The 15,073-nt window shown below is 60.5% G+C and carries 13 protein-coding genes; 5 read left to right on the forward strand and 8 right to left on the reverse strand.

From position 1 onward, the window contains the following. Position 1: 1 nt before the first annotated feature. The 5 genes from ACZ5C3_RS07880 to ACZ5C3_RS07900 all read right to left on the reverse strand — a co-directional run bounded on the left by ACZ5C3_RS07880 (position 2) and on the right by ACZ5C3_RS07900 (position 7,220). On the reverse strand, positions 2-2,242 hold the full coding sequence (locus tag ACZ5C3_RS07880) for a xanthine dehydrogenase family protein molybdopterin-binding subunit (RefSeq protein ID WP_464044631.1): 2,241 nt from the start codon (positions 2,240-2,242) through the stop codon (positions 2-4). After that, positions 2,242-2,721 (reverse strand): (2Fe-2S)-binding protein, encoded by a 480-nt coding sequence (locus ACZ5C3_RS07885; protein WP_464036647.1) that lies wholly within the window; start codon positions 2,719-2,721, stop codon positions 2,242-2,244. The genes ACZ5C3_RS07880 and ACZ5C3_RS07885 overlap by 1 nt, the downstream gene beginning before the upstream one ends. Before the next feature lie 11 nt (positions 2,722-2,732). Further along, positions 2,733-4,091 (reverse strand): c-type cytochrome, encoded by a 1,359-nt coding sequence (locus ACZ5C3_RS07890; protein ID WP_464036649.1) that lies wholly within the window; start codon positions 4,089-4,091, stop codon positions 2,733-2,735. 321 nt (positions 4,092-4,412) lie between these two features. Next, positions 4,413-6,002, reverse strand: coding sequence for a DHA2 family efflux MFS transporter permease subunit (locus tag ACZ5C3_RS07895; RefSeq protein ID WP_464036651.1), 1,590 nt, complete (start codon positions 6,000-6,002; stop codon positions 4,413-4,415). A gap of 15 nt (positions 6,003-6,017) precedes the next feature. Beyond that, on the reverse strand, positions 6,018-7,220 hold the full coding sequence (locus ACZ5C3_RS07900; protein ID WP_464036653.1) for an HlyD family secretion protein: 1,203 nt from the start codon (positions 7,218-7,220) through the stop codon (positions 6,018-6,020). A 234-nt stretch (positions 7,221-7,454) separates the two neighbouring features. Here ACZ5C3_RS07900 and ACZ5C3_RS07905 point away from each other — a divergent pair, with 234 nt between their 5' ends. Continuing rightward, complete coding sequence (locus ACZ5C3_RS07905; protein ID WP_464036655.1) at positions 7,455-7,679, forward strand: hypothetical protein; 225 nt, start codon at positions 7,455-7,457, stop codon at positions 7,677-7,679. A gap of 58 nt (positions 7,680-7,737) precedes the next feature. On the opposite strand, the gene ACZ5C3_RS07910 is transcribed toward ACZ5C3_RS07905, so the two are convergent. Continuing rightward, positions 7,738-9,207, reverse strand: coding sequence for an MmgE/PrpD family protein (locus ACZ5C3_RS07910; RefSeq protein ID WP_464044632.1), 1,470 nt, complete (start codon positions 9,205-9,207; stop codon positions 7,738-7,740). A 125-nt stretch (positions 9,208-9,332) separates the two neighbouring features. Further along, positions 9,333-10,259 (reverse strand): LysR family transcriptional regulator, encoded by a 927-nt coding sequence (locus ACZ5C3_RS07915; RefSeq protein WP_464036657.1) that lies wholly within the window; start codon positions 10,257-10,259, stop codon positions 9,333-9,335. A gap of 125 nt (positions 10,260-10,384) precedes the next feature. On the opposite strand from ACZ5C3_RS07915, the gene ACZ5C3_RS07920 reads away from it, so the two are divergent. The 3 genes from ACZ5C3_RS07920 (at position 10,385) to ACZ5C3_RS07930 (ending at position 12,373) form a co-directional block, all read left to right on the forward strand. Beyond that, the gene (locus tag ACZ5C3_RS07920) at positions 10,385-11,125 is read left to right on the forward strand and encodes an SDR family oxidoreductase (protein WP_464036658.1); all 741 of its coding nucleotides are present in this window, start codon (positions 10,385-10,387) and stop codon (positions 11,123-11,125) included. Positions 11,126-11,219: 94 nt separating this feature from the next. Beyond that, positions 11,220-12,161 (forward strand): SDR family oxidoreductase, encoded by a 942-nt coding sequence (locus tag ACZ5C3_RS07925; RefSeq protein WP_464044633.1) that lies wholly within the window; start codon positions 11,220-11,222, stop codon positions 12,159-12,161. A gap of 26 nt (positions 12,162-12,187) precedes the next feature. Beyond that, on the forward strand, positions 12,188-12,373 hold the full coding sequence (locus tag ACZ5C3_RS07930) for a hypothetical protein (RefSeq protein WP_464044634.1): 186 nt from the start codon (positions 12,188-12,190) through the stop codon (positions 12,371-12,373). A 107-nt stretch (positions 12,374-12,480) separates the two neighbouring features. Here ACZ5C3_RS07930 and ACZ5C3_RS07935 read toward each other — a convergent pair whose 3' ends face one another. Beyond that, complete coding sequence (locus tag ACZ5C3_RS07935) at positions 12,481-13,221, reverse strand: outer membrane protein (protein ID WP_464036660.1); 741 nt, start codon at positions 13,219-13,221, stop codon at positions 12,481-12,483. A 590-nt stretch (positions 13,222-13,811) separates the two neighbouring features. Between ACZ5C3_RS07935 and ACZ5C3_RS07940 the strand changes: the two genes are divergently transcribed. Next, positions 13,812-15,056: an ATP-grasp domain-containing protein gene (locus ACZ5C3_RS07940; protein WP_464036662.1), complete on the forward strand. Its 1,245-nt coding sequence runs from the start codon at positions 13,812-13,814 to the stop codon at positions 15,054-15,056. The last annotated feature ends 17 nt before the right edge of the window (positions 15,057-15,073 follow it).

Here is a 15,073-nt window from a genome sequence, read left to right on the forward strand (position 1 = left end):
TCTAAATGCCGATGGCGTCTCTCACCTTGGTTGCCGTGAACGGTAGGTCACGCAGACGGCGTCCCGTTGCTCCCGCAATGGCGTTGGCAATTGCCGCGGGTGTCGGACCTTGTGCTGCTTCGCCGGCGCCGAGGAATGGCAGGCCCGGCCGGTCGATAATGTGAACGTCAACGGTATCCGGTACGGCGTCGAAGCGCAGGATCGGATATGTCGACCAGTCAATGGACGTGATCCGCGTGTCGTCGAACGTGACACCTTCATAGAGCGTCCAGCTTGTTGCCTGCAGGATCGCGCCTTCGATCTGATTGCGGATGCCGTCGGGATTGACAACCTGGCCGGCATCGACGGCGCTGGTTGCACGGATCACCCGCACGCGTCCCGTCTCTCGATGGACTTCCACTTCCAGCGCGATCGCGCAATAAGCCGCGAGGTTCTTGTAGCGCGCAAACGCGAATCCGCAGCCGCGTCCTTCAGTGCGTTTATAGCGGTCCCAACCGAATTCATCCGCCGCGCGGGTGATAACGTCGCGGGCGCGCTCATCGGTCAGATGTGCGAGGCGGAAGGCCACCGGGTCCTGGCTTGCCTCGCGCGCAAGTTCGTCCATGAAGCTCTCGATGGCGAACACATTGGTGTACGCACCGAGCGAACGCATGGCGGAAATCCGCAGCGGCATGTCCGGCAGGAAATGATGCACCACGGTGGCGTGATCGAGCGCATAGAGCGGGATTGCGTTGCGGTCTCCTCCGCCTTCCGGCAGCGGCAATGGTATCGGCGGCGGCACCGGGAAGTGGCTCTCGATATGCTGCGCGGCGAGCAATGATCCAGCGTTGCCGGGCCGCATGGAATGCGTGTTGCTCCAGACGTCGTAATTCCAATCGACGATCTTGCCGTTGTCATCCAGAGATGCCGACGCCTTGGAGACCATCCCAGGTCCAAAGGGCTCCCATGCATGTTCCTGTTCGCGCATCCATTGCACGCGCACCGGCGCTCCATTCATGGCGAGCGCGATCACCGCGGCGTCTGCTGCTGCATCGTCAGCGCCGTTATGGCCGTAACAGCCCGAGCCCTGCACGTGGATGCAGCGCACTTTATCGTTGGGCATCTTCAGCATTTCGGCGATCGCCGCGCGGTCAGGATAGACGCCTTGGGTGTGGGTCCAGATGGTCAGTTCGCCGCTTTGATATTGCGCCACTGCACAGGATGGGCCGATCGAACCATGGGATTGATAGGGGCGGGTGTAGGTGGCTTCGATGGTGGTCTTCGCTTCGCCTGTTGCCTTCCTAACATCGAGGATCGTGCTGTCCTTTGACGGCATGGCACGAATAACGTCAGGAAGAGGCTTGCCTGCGGGCAGAGATGGCTTTTCCGACCAGCGAGCTGATGCAGCCAACGCGCGCATCGCTTTCACGGCCTGGAATTCTTCTTTGGCGACCACTGCGAGGAAATCGCCGTTGCGGATGGTCTTCAACACACCCGGCATCGCATCGATGGCAGCAAGATCAACGTTGTCGAGTTTCGCGTTATAGCTCGGCGGGCGCACCACGCGGGCGTGCACCATGCCGGGAAGCCGCATATCCTGCAAATAGGCTTCTCCGCCGGTCACTTTCGCCGGGATATCGACGCGCGGCACCGACGTGTTCATCACCTTGAATGCCGATGGACTCCGGAGATTTGAGATCGGCTGCGCGGGAATGTGAGCGGAGGCGGCTTCTGCCAGCAAGCCGTAGGACGCTGTGATGTTCGCCCCGATAATCTTGCCGTTGCCGTCGGTCTTGAGCTGTTCTGGCGTCGTATTAAATTTGCGTGCGGCTTCAATAATAAGCAGGTCGCGCATCTGTGCAGCCGCATTGCGGATGGCGGTTGCGCTGTCCTGCATCGAATGACTGCCCGCGGTGTAGCCCTCGTTCACCGTGCGCCCGGTATCGGCTGTGATGAGTTCGATGCTGTGGAACGGTACGTCGAGCTCTTCCGCCGCCACCTGGATCAGCGCGGTCTTGATGCCCTGACCGAGTTCGGCCTTTCCGGAGAGTACGGTGATGCGTCCCTTCGCATCGACCCTGATCCAGGAGTCGAGATAAGGGTCGACGGACAGGCTTCCGGGCAGCTTCGCTGCGGGCTTCGCGCCGGCTGTCGGAGCGGTCTGCTCCTCAGCGAGTGCGGGTGAGAGCGAGAATGCGACGACGAGGGCGCCGCCGCTTTTTAGGACGGTACGGCGCGAGAGCGGGCCAAATGGCGCATTCATCAGGTTGCTCCCTTCGCTGAAGCTTTCTGCATGATATCGGCTGCGCGGCGTACGGCTTTCAGGATGCGCATATGCGTGCCGCAGCGGCAGAGATTGGATTGCAGCGCGGCGCGGATGGCGCTGTCGGATGGATTGTTGTCCTGCGCGAGGAGAGCCTGCGCCCGCATGATCATGCCAGCGATGCAGTATCCGCATTGCGCGGCCTGTTCTTCAATGAACGCTTGCTGGATCGGCGCGGGATTCTCTTCCGTACCGAGACCCTCCACCGTGGAGATCTTTCGTCCTTCGAAGAGCGCGATGGGCATGACGCAGGAGAGCACCGGCTTGCCGTCCGCGATCACCGTGCATGCTCCGCATTGTCCAAGCCCGCAACCGAATTTGGCGGCATTGAGCTGCAGGTCATTGCGCAGAACGTAGAGCAGCGGTGTGTCGGGCGCCGCATCCACGGAATGGGTTTGGCCGTTGACCATCAGGTCCATGCGTGCCTCCGCTAACGAGTAGTCGATGATGTGGAGGCTTGCGCCTCGGTTCGTATCTTGCGCAATTGCTCCGGCACGTTCGTCCACGCAGGCTTCTGCGCGAACCGCATGCGGATGTATTGCGCCAGCGCAATAACCTGGCTGTCGGTCAGCGTATCGGAAAAGCCGGGCATGATGGGACCGCGCGCGCCGCTGGTTGCCGGGACGCCGCCAAGGATGACACGCAGCGCATTGCGCGGATCGTCGGAGCTCACGGTCGTGCTCAGCGCGAGGTTGATGCCGCCATAGGGCACCGGACGGCCTGCGTCATGGCATGAGGCGCATGCGCTGGCGTAAAGCACCGCGCCTTTATCATCGGGAGACTCGGCATTCGCCGTGGTCTGACTCCCCGCCGATTGCGGCTTGCTGCCCGTACCGGATGCGTTGTTGCTCGATACGAGAAGGTTGTTGTCGTCTCTGCGCTGCTGCTCTGCGGGCTGCTTCATCAGCGAGGCGACATAAATCGCGATGGCTTTGACATCCTGATCTGACGCGGTCGCGAGATTGCCGACCACAGGTCCCATCGGTCCGCGTGCAACACCATGGAGACCATGCCAGCCCTGACGCAAATAAGCGTTCAGCGAATCCGCATCCCACGGGATCGGCGCCTGCGACGCCGCGTTGATGGTGAAAGCATGCCAGCCTTCCGCATCCCCGCCCGCAAATGTCTGGCGGGTCTTCTCCGCACCGAGCCAGTTGCGCGGCGTGTGGCATGCCCCGCAATGGCCGATGCTTTCCACCAGATAGGCGCCGCGATTCCATTCCTCGCTTTGCGAAGGATCGGGCGTAAAGGGACCTTTGTGCAGGAACATCACATTCCAGGCGGCGAGGAGTGGGCGAACATTGAACGGAAACGAGAGATCGTTCGGTCGTGCTGGGGCGTGCACCGGTGTCCGCGTCATTAAATACGCATAGAGCGCGCTGTTGTCGTTGTCCGAGACCAGCGTGAAATGATCATAGGGAAACGCAGGGTAAAGATAGTTCCCTTCGCGATCGACGCCTGTGCGCATCGCGCGCTGGAAGGCTGCTTCCGACCAGTTTCCAATGCCGGTGTCCGGATCAGGGGTGATGTTGGTCGAATAGATCGTGCCGAACGGCGTCGGAATATCGCGGCCGCCTGCGAAGGTTTTGCCACCCTCGGTCGTATGGCAAGTGTTGCAGTCGCCGAGTGCCGCGAGATCGGCTCCGCGTTTGATCAAGGCGGCGTCGAAATTTGGGGGAGTTCCTGCCGTGATGGCAGGGATCTCGCGATTGCGAACCGCAACAAAGGTAAGGGCGATTACAACCGCCGCAGAGGCGGCTCCGATCAGGGCAAGTTTGACATAGCGCATAAGCTACATTCGTAACACATAGTTACATTTGCAACACTAAAGACGACGTCAAGCGCGGACACGATAGCGTTAGGTCTTGCGGAGAGAGCACAAATACGGGGCTCTGCTCTGCATTTCCGTGAGGCGCCGTGGGCATTCCATCGCAATCCGATGATCAATCCTGTGCCCGGGGCTCGGTTACATGGCGACGATCATTCCGAATCGGGAAGTATCGGCATGAAATCTGCCCATGGATGCGCTGCCACCCGGAGACTTCGCGATTGCGCGCTCATGAAAAAGGTCAGGCTGCCGCAGCGCAACACAACTCCGAAGCATGACCGCTCAGTGTCCCGCGGGCGTGCGTGCGCTTCGATTGACCGGGCGCAGTGTCAAGGCGAGCGGCACCAGGATCGCGGCCATGGCGGCGAGCATCACGAACACATCGATATAGGCGAGGAGAGTAGACTGGGTCTGCACCAGCTGTCCGATGTAGGCCGTGCTGGTGCCTGACGAATTGCCGGTGAATGTCTGCGCCTTGAAGTAGTTCTGAATTTTGTTGAGCGTGTCGTGATAGAACGGATTCCACGATCCGACATGCTCGACCAGGCGCGACTGGTGGAATTGCTGGCGCCGCGCCAACATGGTCTGCGTTAATGCCACCCCCATCGATCCGCCGAAGTTGCGCGCGAGGTTGATCATCGCCGAGGCCTGATCGGTCTTGTTCGGCGGAATGCCGTCATAGGAGGCTGTGGTGATCGGAATGAAGATCAGCGGCAACCCGATGCCGAGATAAATGCGCGACCAGGCGAAGAACCAGAAATCCGCATCCGGCGACATGCGCAGCAGATCGATCATCGCATAGCCCGCCACCGCCGCGCCGATGGAGATGAGATATTTGGGCTGTATGAAGCTGAGCCGCCCGACCACCACCATCATCACCATCGTTACCAGTCCCCCGGGCGAAATAGCGAGGCCTGCAAGCGTTGCGGTGTAGCCGAACTGATCCTGTAACAATTGCGGCAGCGCCTGTGTGGTGGCGATCAAGAGGGCTCCGGTGGCGAGCATGATGACGAAGCAGGTGCCGAACTGTCGTCCGGCGAGCATCTGCAGGTCGATCAGCGGTTGCTCGCGGTTCAACTCCCACGGGATGAACAGCAGTAGCGCGACAGCGGACATCACGGCGAAGGTGATGATGAAGGTCGATCCAAACCAGTCCTCGATCTGGCCGCGATCGAGTACGACCTCGAGACTGCCGAGAAACGTCGCCACCAGCAGGAAGCCGATGATGTCAAAGTTCGGGCCTTTCTCCCACAGCTTCTTGCGCTCCGCCGCACGCCGCGGCGAACTCGGGATGATGAGATAGATCAGGATGACGGAGGCGATGCCGACCGGCACGTTGATGAGGAAGCACCAGTGCCATGAGAGATTGTCGCTGAGCCAGCCGCCGAGTGTTGGGCCGACCACAGGTGCGACCACCACGGCGATGCCGTACAGCGCAAAGCCCTGGCCGCGTTTGTTTGGTGGAAAGGCCGCCGCGAGAATTGACTGCGCCACCGGCGTCATACCGCCGCCTGCGAGGCCCTGCATCACGCGGAAGATTAGCAGCGCCTGCAGATTCCACGCGAGGCCACAGAGCAGCGAGCTGACGGTGAACAGCGCGATGCAGACGAGAAAAAAGTTCTTACGTCCGAACATCTCGGCAATCCAGCCCGAGGCGCACAGCACGATGGAATTGGCGACGAGATAGGTGGTGATCACCCATGACGCCTCGTCGGCGCTCACCGCGAGGCCGCCGGCGATGTAGCGTAGCGCGACGTTGGCGATGGTGGTGTCGAGCACTTCCATGAAGGTCGCTACCGCCACCAGAACCGCGATCAGCCAAGGATTCGCGCCGCTGTATTCGGATTGTTCGGCATCTGCTGCGCCGGCCATTGTGCCGCGCTCCGCTCAGCGCACGGTGGCGCGCGGCACCACCGACATGCCGGGACCGAGCTGGACGTCCGGGCGCTGATCGAAGGTGATTTTCACCGGCACGCGCTGCACGACCTTGACGAAATTGCCTGTGGCGTTTTCAGCCGGGAGCAGGCTGAACGCGGTGCCGCTGCCGGCTTGTACGCTATCGATATGGCCTTTGAACACGCGGCCACCGAACGCGTCGATGCTGATATCGACCGGCTGTCCGACGCGCATGTCGGCAAGTTGAGACTCCTTAAAATTCGCGGTGACCCACACATCGAGCGGCACCACCACCATGATGGCTTGTCCGGGCGCGGCGAGGGCTCCCAGGGCGGCGGTGAGTTTGGCGACGCGGCCGTCAATAGTCGCGCGTAATTCGGTGCGGCCGAGATTGGCGTCAGCCTGGGCCTTCTGCGCGTTGCCTTGATCGACCTGTGCAGCGGCTGCGTCCTTCTGCGCCACCAGTACGTCGATCTGACGTTCCGCCGAAATCTTCGCGGAATTGGCTGCATCGAATGCGGCCTGCCGGGCCTGCAAATCTGTCGCCGCCTGTTGCGCGCGCTGTACAGTGCCCGCGCCTTTCTGCACGAGATCCTGATAGCGGTTGTTTTCGTCCTGCGCGAACTTCAGCGCGGCCTCCGCTTGGGTCACCTGCTGCTCGGCTTGCTGGATCTGTGATTTCTGCGCGTTGATCTGAGCCTCGAGGTTTTTCACGCTCGCCTCGGCCTGCCGGATTTGCGCTGCCGCCTGATCGACCGCAGCTTGATAGTCGCGCGGGTCGATCTTTGCGAGCAGATCGCCCGCCTTCACGATCTGATTGTCGGTGACATTGACCTGCACGATGTTGCCGGTGATCTGTGGACTGACCAGTACGGGACGGGAATCGATAAAGGCATCGTCTGTCGTCTCGAAATGCCGTGCATGCAGATACCACGCGATGCCGGCGATCAGGCCTGCAACAATCAAGCCGAGGCAGACGATCATTGCGATGGGGTGCTTGCGAAACGCACCTTTCACTCCGCCGTTTTGCTTACTGGCGGAGTCACTTGTCCACTTGTCCTGGACGTGATCCGGCTGCTGCGGACGCTCCGACTTTGCGGTCGGATCGGGACGCATCATACGTTGTGTCTTGTCCTGCGCCCGATCCGCGTCATCGCGGGCCTCCGTGCTCAGGGTCGCGTGATTTGAACTCATACGGCCTCAATCCTGTCCTCGTCGCGATCCCGGAAGGCGGCGCAGGTTTCGGGAGACCAAACGAAACAGGCTGCTAGCTGTTCCCGCTATGCTTTGTGCGAATGCCTACATCCCCGAATGACGAGGGGAAAAGGCTGCGAGCGTGCTCGGCGTTAGGTGTTGTTCCGCATGTGAGGAACGAAAGTTTCCGCAAGACATTGCAGTCATGACAATTCCTTTCACAGGAGAAACAGCATGCGAAGGATGATGATCATGGCAGCATGCGCGGCATTGCTCTGTGGTCCGGCATTTGCCCAGACCAGTCAGCCGCAAGGCGGCGCCAATCAGAGCCCGACGAGTCCGACATCGGAAATGTCGAAAGATGGCATGAAGAAGGGAAAGAGCACGACGGGAATGTCCGGCAAGACCAAGCAGAAAACGCAGAAAGACGGCATGAAAACTCAGGCGCCCAAATACTAATTGGCCCAAACAGGAATTGCGTCGCGCTCCGAACGAGCGCGACTTGTTTGTGTTGGCGTTACGTGGAGACGGACATCCTGGCGATGTCGCCAGCATTCGCCAGCGTCTCCACGTTCCAGCATGAATCCATCACCTGACGGATCTTGGCAGCGGGGATGATGCCGTCCGCCAGATCGCTGAACTTGGTCTCTAACTGCTGGTCGGTCATCGGCACCTCGACGCTGCCGATCGCGTGTTGGATATATTTGTGCAGCGAGCGGCCGTCCTTGGTGACGATGGTCAGGTCCACCTGCGCCGCATCGATGCCCGGCGTCACTACCGGCATGACCTTGGAGCGCAGCGCGACGATGGTCGGGTCTTGCGCCGCGCGGTCGCTGAATTGTTTCTCGCCGCCCGCGCCTTCGACAATGCCGACCGCCACCGCATGGTAGATGCTGAACTTACTCTCAAGCCCGGTCTGCGGCGTCTTTTTGCCGGTGAGTTCGAGCACCAATGGATGAACTTTGAGATCGACACGCTCGATCTGGTCGGCGGTCAGCAGGTTCTCATTGCGCAGTTGCACGGCGGCGTCGATCGCCGGATGCATGACGATGCCGCAGGCGAATGGCTTGTAGGTGTTAAGTGCGGCTTCATAGCGCTTGCCGAGATCGCCGGTGATTTCGTTATAGTCTTGTTTGGTGCTGATGGTGTTGGCCCAGCCGCGCTTGGCCTCGATCATGCCGTCGGAACTCGTGTAGTTCTTCGAAGCAAGCAGTGCCGCGAAAATGCCGTTCGCGGCTGCGCGTCCCGGATTGAAGCTCTTGTTCATGGAGCCGAAGGATTCGCGCAGGCCGACCGGCTGTGACGCTGCCAAGCCCAGCGCCCATACCATCTGCTCTTCGTTCAGTCCCATCAGCTTGCCGATGGCAGCCGCTGAGCCGAACACGCCCGCGGTGCCGGTGATGTGCCAGCCGACATCATAATGGTTCGGATAGACGGCGTTGCCGATGCGGCATTCGGTTTCAACGCCGAGCACCAGCGCATTGAGGAAGTCTTTGCCCGAGACCGGTGTCATTTCGGAATAGGCGAGAATCGCGGAAGCGACAGGACCGGCGGGATGAATGATCGTCTTCAGGTGAGTGTCGTCGTAATCGAAGATATGGCTCGACACGCCGTTGATGAAAGCCGCATTCATGATATCGAAGCGCTCGTTGCGGCCAAGCAGGGACGCCTGCTGCGGACCGGAGAAAGGCGCGAGCGCAGAAACCGCGATGTCCACCGTCTGGTGATGTGAGCCGCCGATGGCAACTCCGACCCAATTCAGAAGCGTGCGGACGCCTTCCTTGCGCACATTGGTGGGAAGATCGTCGTAGCGCGCGGTGACGATGTAATGCGCCAGCGTGCGGGTGACGTCCTTCGGGGCGGCAGGTTTCGCGGATTCATCCGATGCCGCCTTCGGGGCTTGTGCAAACGCCGCTGTGGCGGCCGTCGCGGCCAGGGGCAGGGCGGCCGCAGTCTGCAACAATGTCCTGCGATCGGTGAGCGGCATGGGTGTCTCCCTGGAATTTTCTTCGCGGCGCTTGTTTTTAAAGCTGGCGCAATCTGCCATGGCGGGCGCCACGGTGGTTCTCACTGTGCCGTGAGCGTATGGCGTTTTAAGGCCTGTTCAAAAATTTAGTACGTGGTGTCATGCGGGTCCGTCAGGTGCGGCGCCGCGGCAGCGAATTGCTGCACGATCCAGTCGATAAACACGCGCACGCGCGGGCTCAGCTGGCGGTTGCGCGGATAGAGGACCGAGACCGGTCCCGGCGGCACAGGGTAGTCCGCCAGCACACGCACTAGCCGGCCTTTCGCGATGTCCCGCTCAATGTGAAACACTGGCATCTGGGCAAGCCCGAGCCCAAGGCGTACGCCGTCGAGAAAACTTTCGGTGCCTGTCACTGAAAACGGCGAGGGCATCTCAATGCGCTTGATGCTGCCATCCGGCTGCACGAACTCGAAGGGGTAAAGTGCACCGGTGGTGAGCGAGCGCAAGCTCACCGCGTGATGATTGACCAGATCATCCGGTGTTTGCGGGCGGCTATAACGTTCAAGATAGGCGGGAGCCGCGCATGTGATGCGCTCGAGCGTGGTGACGGTGCGTGCGATGAGATCGCTGTCCGGTAATGCGCCGTAACGCAGCACGCAATCCACGCCTTCGCGCACCACGTCGACCCAGCGGTCGCTCTCGCTCATGGCGATCTCGATGTCGGGATAGTTGGCGAAGAACTGCGGCAGGCCGGGCAAGACGAAGTGCCGCGCGAGCGTGCCCTGCACTTCGATCCGCAGCGTTCCCTTCGGAACGGCGCCGCTGAACGCGCCTTCGGCGTCTTCGATATCGTCGAGGATCGCAAGACATCGCCGGTAGTAAGCCTCGCCATCGAGAGTCGGCATCACTGTTCGCGTGGTGCGCTGAAGCAGCCGCACACCAAGCCGTTCCTCCATTTGCTGGACCACCTGCGTCGCCGTGGAGCGCGGAACATCCAGGTCGTGGGCGGCTTGTGTGAAGCTGCGGCGGTCCACCACCCGCGTGAACAGCCGCATGGCGTCGAGGCGATCCATCGTTGTTATTGTTCCAAATTTGCGAACAGTATTGCTGTTTCTAGCGTGATTATCTTCAGAAATCCAGGATGTATCTCCTTATCCATCAGCTCGACACCGGGCTTTGGCAAACACAGGAGACTAAAATGGCCAACACCACCAACAAGGTAGCAATCGTCACCGGCGCTTCCCGGGGCATTGGCGCAGCTATCGCCGAGCGGCTGGCCTCCGATGGGTTCACCGTCGTCATTAATTACGCCGGCAGCGCGGGCGAAGCCGAAGCGCTCGCCAGCAAGATCGAGAAGGCCGGTGGCCGCGCCACCACGGCGCAGGCCGACGTCAGCGACCCGGCTGCGGTCGCCCGCATGTTCGACGCGGCGGATGCAGCGTTCGGCGGCGTGGATGTGTTGGTGAACAACGCCGGCATCATGCACCTGACCTCGATCGCCGAGGCCGACGACAAGCTGTTCGACAGCCATGTCGCGATCAACATCAAGGGCACATTCAACACCCTGCGCGAAGCGTCGAAGCGCCTGCGCAACGGTGGACGCATCATCAACATGTCGTCGAGCCAGGTTGCCATGCTCCACCCGACTTACGGCGTCTATGCCGCGACCAAGGCAGCGGTTGAGGCCATGACCCACGTCCTGTCCAAGGAGCTGCGCGGCCGTAACATCACCGTCAACGCCGTTGCGCCGGGACCGACCGCGACGAAGCTCTTCCTCGATGGCAAGCCGCAGCAGGTGATCGACCACCTGACCAAGCTTGCGCCGCTGGAACGTCTCGGTCAGCCGGAGGATGTCGCCAACATCGTCGCTTTCCTTGCAGGCAAGGACGGCAGCTGGCTCAACGGCCAGGTGCTGCGCGCCAACGGCGGCATCATCTGATCATCACCCTCTTCTCACGCATCAACTTCATCGTCTTCATCGTCGCATCACAGCGTCCGCCTTGAGCGCGGACGCCAACAGGAGAACCTGTGCCATGTCCAACGTCAACACCAACGCAAACGTCACCGCCACCGCTTCCAAGAAGATCGTTCTCGTCACCGGCGCATCCAGCGGCTTCGGCCGTCTCACCGCCGAAGCGCTCGCCAGAGCAGGCCACACCGTCTACGCCTCCATGCGCGACGTCGCCGGCCGCAACGCCAAGAACGCGGCTGAGATGGCCGAGACCTCCAAGCGCGACAATATCGATCTGCGCGCACTCGAACTGGATGTGCAGTCGGAGCCGTCAGCCAATGCCGCGGTTGAGCAGATCATCGCAGAGAGCGGCCGCATCGATGTGTTGGTTCACAATGCCGGACACATGATGTTCGGCCCGGCGGAATCATTCACGCCGGAGCAGTTCGCCCAGCAATACGACGTCAATGTGCTCGGCACGCAGCGCGTCAACCGTGCGGTGCTTCCGCATATGCGCAAGCAGAAGCAAGGTCTGCTGGTGTGGGTGTCGAGCAGCAGCTCGGCAGGTGGCACGCCGCCGTATCTTTCGCCGTACTTCGCAGCAAAGGCCGCGATGGATGCACTCGCGGTGCAGTACGCACGTGAACTCTCGCGCTGGGGCATCGAGACCTCGATCGTTGTGCCGGGCGCCTTCACCAAGGGCACCAATCATTTCGCGCACTCAGGCCGTCCAGCGGACGAAGCTCGCCTCGCCGAGTATGAAGCTGGTCCCTACAAGGGCTTTGGCGAACAGGTGCAGCAGGCATTCGCTGCCATTGTGCCGGACGATGCGGATGTGAGCGGCGTCGCAGACGCCATCGTCGATATCGTCGACATGCCCTTCGGCAAGCGCCCGTTCCGCATTCACTACGATCCGACGGAAGACGGCGCCGATGTCGGCTTCACCGTGCTCGATCGCCTGCGCGCCGAAATGCTGCACCGGGTCGGCCTGTCCGACCTGCTGAAGCCTGCGAAGCTGGTCTGAAGCGTTCGATATTCAGGAGATGGACCATGAACGCCCCGCGATACCTGAAAATGACTGCGTTGGCTGGCTTTGCCATCGCCCGCCTTTTCGCCACTATCACGCCTGCTGTGGGACAGACTCGTGAGGCCGTTGACTCCATCACAGGTCGAAGCGTGAAGACGGAACACTCGATCTCGGTTCAGCGCGATGCTCACACCACACTCGTGCCTTGAGACGCATCGCTGCCACACTCATTGTAACGAAAAAAAAGGCCCCGGGGGAATTCCGGGGCCTTAAGTCTGAACTGGAGAGTTCTATGAACTATTCTTCTTAGTAAGTCTTAGTATCGGGCGACGACCGGGCTGGCCCAGTTGAAGTGATAGTTCACGCCAACCTTCACAGTGTGGATGTCGTCCTTGTAGCTGAATGCATTCAGGCCGGTGTTAGCCGAGAGGTAAGCCACGTTGGTGGTGTCGAAGTTGTAGTACTGGTACTCAACCTTCGCCGACCAGGCCGGAGCGAACATGTATTCGAAGCCGCCGCCGACGGTCCAGCCAGTGGTGTTGCGTTCGGTTGTGCCCAACAAGATGCCGGACGTGGCTTCGACGCCCCTGTCGTCGCGGAACGCAGCACCGCCCTTGGCGTAGATCAGGCCCGGACCCCAGGTGTAGCCGAGGCGGCCGGTGACCGAAGCGAGCCAGTTCGAACGATCGCGGAACGTGTCGAAGCCATCGCCGAAGCGACGATCATTGTTCGACAGACCGCTGATCTGGCCTTCGATACCGACGACCCAGTTCGGAGCGAACTGATAGTCAGCGCCGATCTGACCGCCGCCGAGGAACGCGGCGTCGCGGTTGCTGCTGACCAGGCCCGAACCGGCGGTAGCAGCGAAGCTGTTGTCACCGCCGAAGGCAGCGCCCAAGTGCGCACCGACGTAGAAGCCGGTCCAGTTGTAGATCGGTGCCACCGGTGCATACACCGGAGCCTTGGTGTAGGTGCGGGCCGGCAGGTCGGCCGCGAAGGAGGCGGTCGAAGCGAGAGCAGCAGCGGAGGCTGCCAGCAGAGCGATACGGATACGCATGGTCTTCCCCGTGTTTGGCGAGATCTTCCACCGAATGCGGAAGGTCCTCCCCGTTTGACTTGGGCGGACGCTATCGGCCGTCCAGTTAATGGAGAATGGACAGCGGGGCCGTTGGTTGCGGCCCGGTCCTGACCGATGCGTCTTTCTCTTGGAGCGTGACATAAAAGACACGAAGTAGGCCAAAATCGTAACGGTTCATTAAGTATAACTTATTGTCGGCGTTCATGATTCGTCGGACGCCCCTCATTCCGGTCATCCCTTGGACAAGCTTGGCGCCAGCGGAAACGGGGCCAAGTCGGAGGCGCTGCAAACCGCCGATCACCACTTATTGAAGGACCCTTCAACGTGGTGAAGATGCTTTTAATCAAATTGATCTAAAACGATTCCCGAGCAGAACGCGTAGCTCCCGCAAAGGCAGCCAACTTCCTCCTTCCGCTATTCGCGCCAGAATAAAGTCGAAGAGCGCTACGCCGTCTGGACTTCATGCTCACATCCTTCCGTTTAAGAACCTACAGGCCTCATCATTATCGGGGCTTAGGCAAAGCAGCTCGCCACTTGATTTACGTTCAGCTCCGTTCAGGCCACGCAGCATGACAGCGGTATTGAACGATGGTCTCTTCATGCCAGCAATCGACCGCATGGGTCTCGGCCAACTCGTGCGGATGGCGTTTAACGGCGTCGATCTGCTCCCGCTTTGGCGACGTCTGTCGGAGCGTGCTGTCGACGGCACCGCCGATGCCGGCGCTCTTCTTGATCTATCGCTGGTCGCCCAACTCGCCGCGTCGAAAGATGTCGGGTTGGCGATTCAGGAGCAGGTCCTTGCCGTCCATCGCTTGTTTCGATTGCCGTGCTCGTCAGAAAATCCGCGCCTGCGCGTTCTGGCGCTCGCCGCTGCCATCGATATGGGAGGCAATACGCCGATCGAATGTCTGCTTGAGGACGCCGATATCGAACTTCAGACTTTATATGTTGTGCCTGGTACGCATCTGCCAAGTCCGCTGCCGGAGCACGACATTGCGATTGTGATCGCGTCTGATTCCGCGGAATGCCGCCCGGCGCTCGAAGAGATTGATCGGCTCGCACCGCATTGGCCGCGGCCTATTCTCAATCTGCCGTGCTCGATCGCCAATCTTGATCGGGACAAGCTGTATCGATTGCTGAACGGAATCGAAGGCATCGATATGCCCGCGACGGTCGGATGCAGCCGTGTCCAGCTCACAGATATCGCTCTCGGGATGATGTCTGTGACGGACTTTGGGGATGATATAGCGTTCCCGATTATCGTGCGGCCGCGTGGATCGCACGCGGGTGTCGGTCTGGCGAAGCTTGATGATGCGGAAGCGCTTTTCGGCTACCTTGACGGGCGAACCGAGGATGAATTCTTCATCTCGCGCTTTGTCGATTATTCAAGTGAGGATGGCCAGTTTCGCAAATACAGGATTGTCGCTGTCGACGGCAAACCTTTTGCCTGCCACATGGCGATCGCGGATCAGTGGAATATCTGGTATCTCAATGCGGGAATGGCGCAGAGCGAGGACAAACGCCTCGAAGAGGCGACCTTCATGTACACCTTTAATTTTGGGTTTGCGCTTCGCCACGGCAAGGCGCTGAGCAATATGATCGAACGCATTGGCCTGGATTATTTCGTGGTCGATTGTGCGGAAAACAAGAACGGCGATCTGGTGATCTTTGAGGCCGACAACACCGCTGTCGTCCACAACATGGATTCACCGGAGACATTTCCCTACAAGCCGCCGCAGATGCGGATGATCTTCGAAGCCTTTGTTGCGATGCTTCTGCGCCGCGCACAGCAAGAACAGCAATGCGCGGCGTGATCGCCTCAAGGACAAAG

It is taken from the genome of Afipia dichlorophenoxyacetatis (assembly GCF_055386385.1).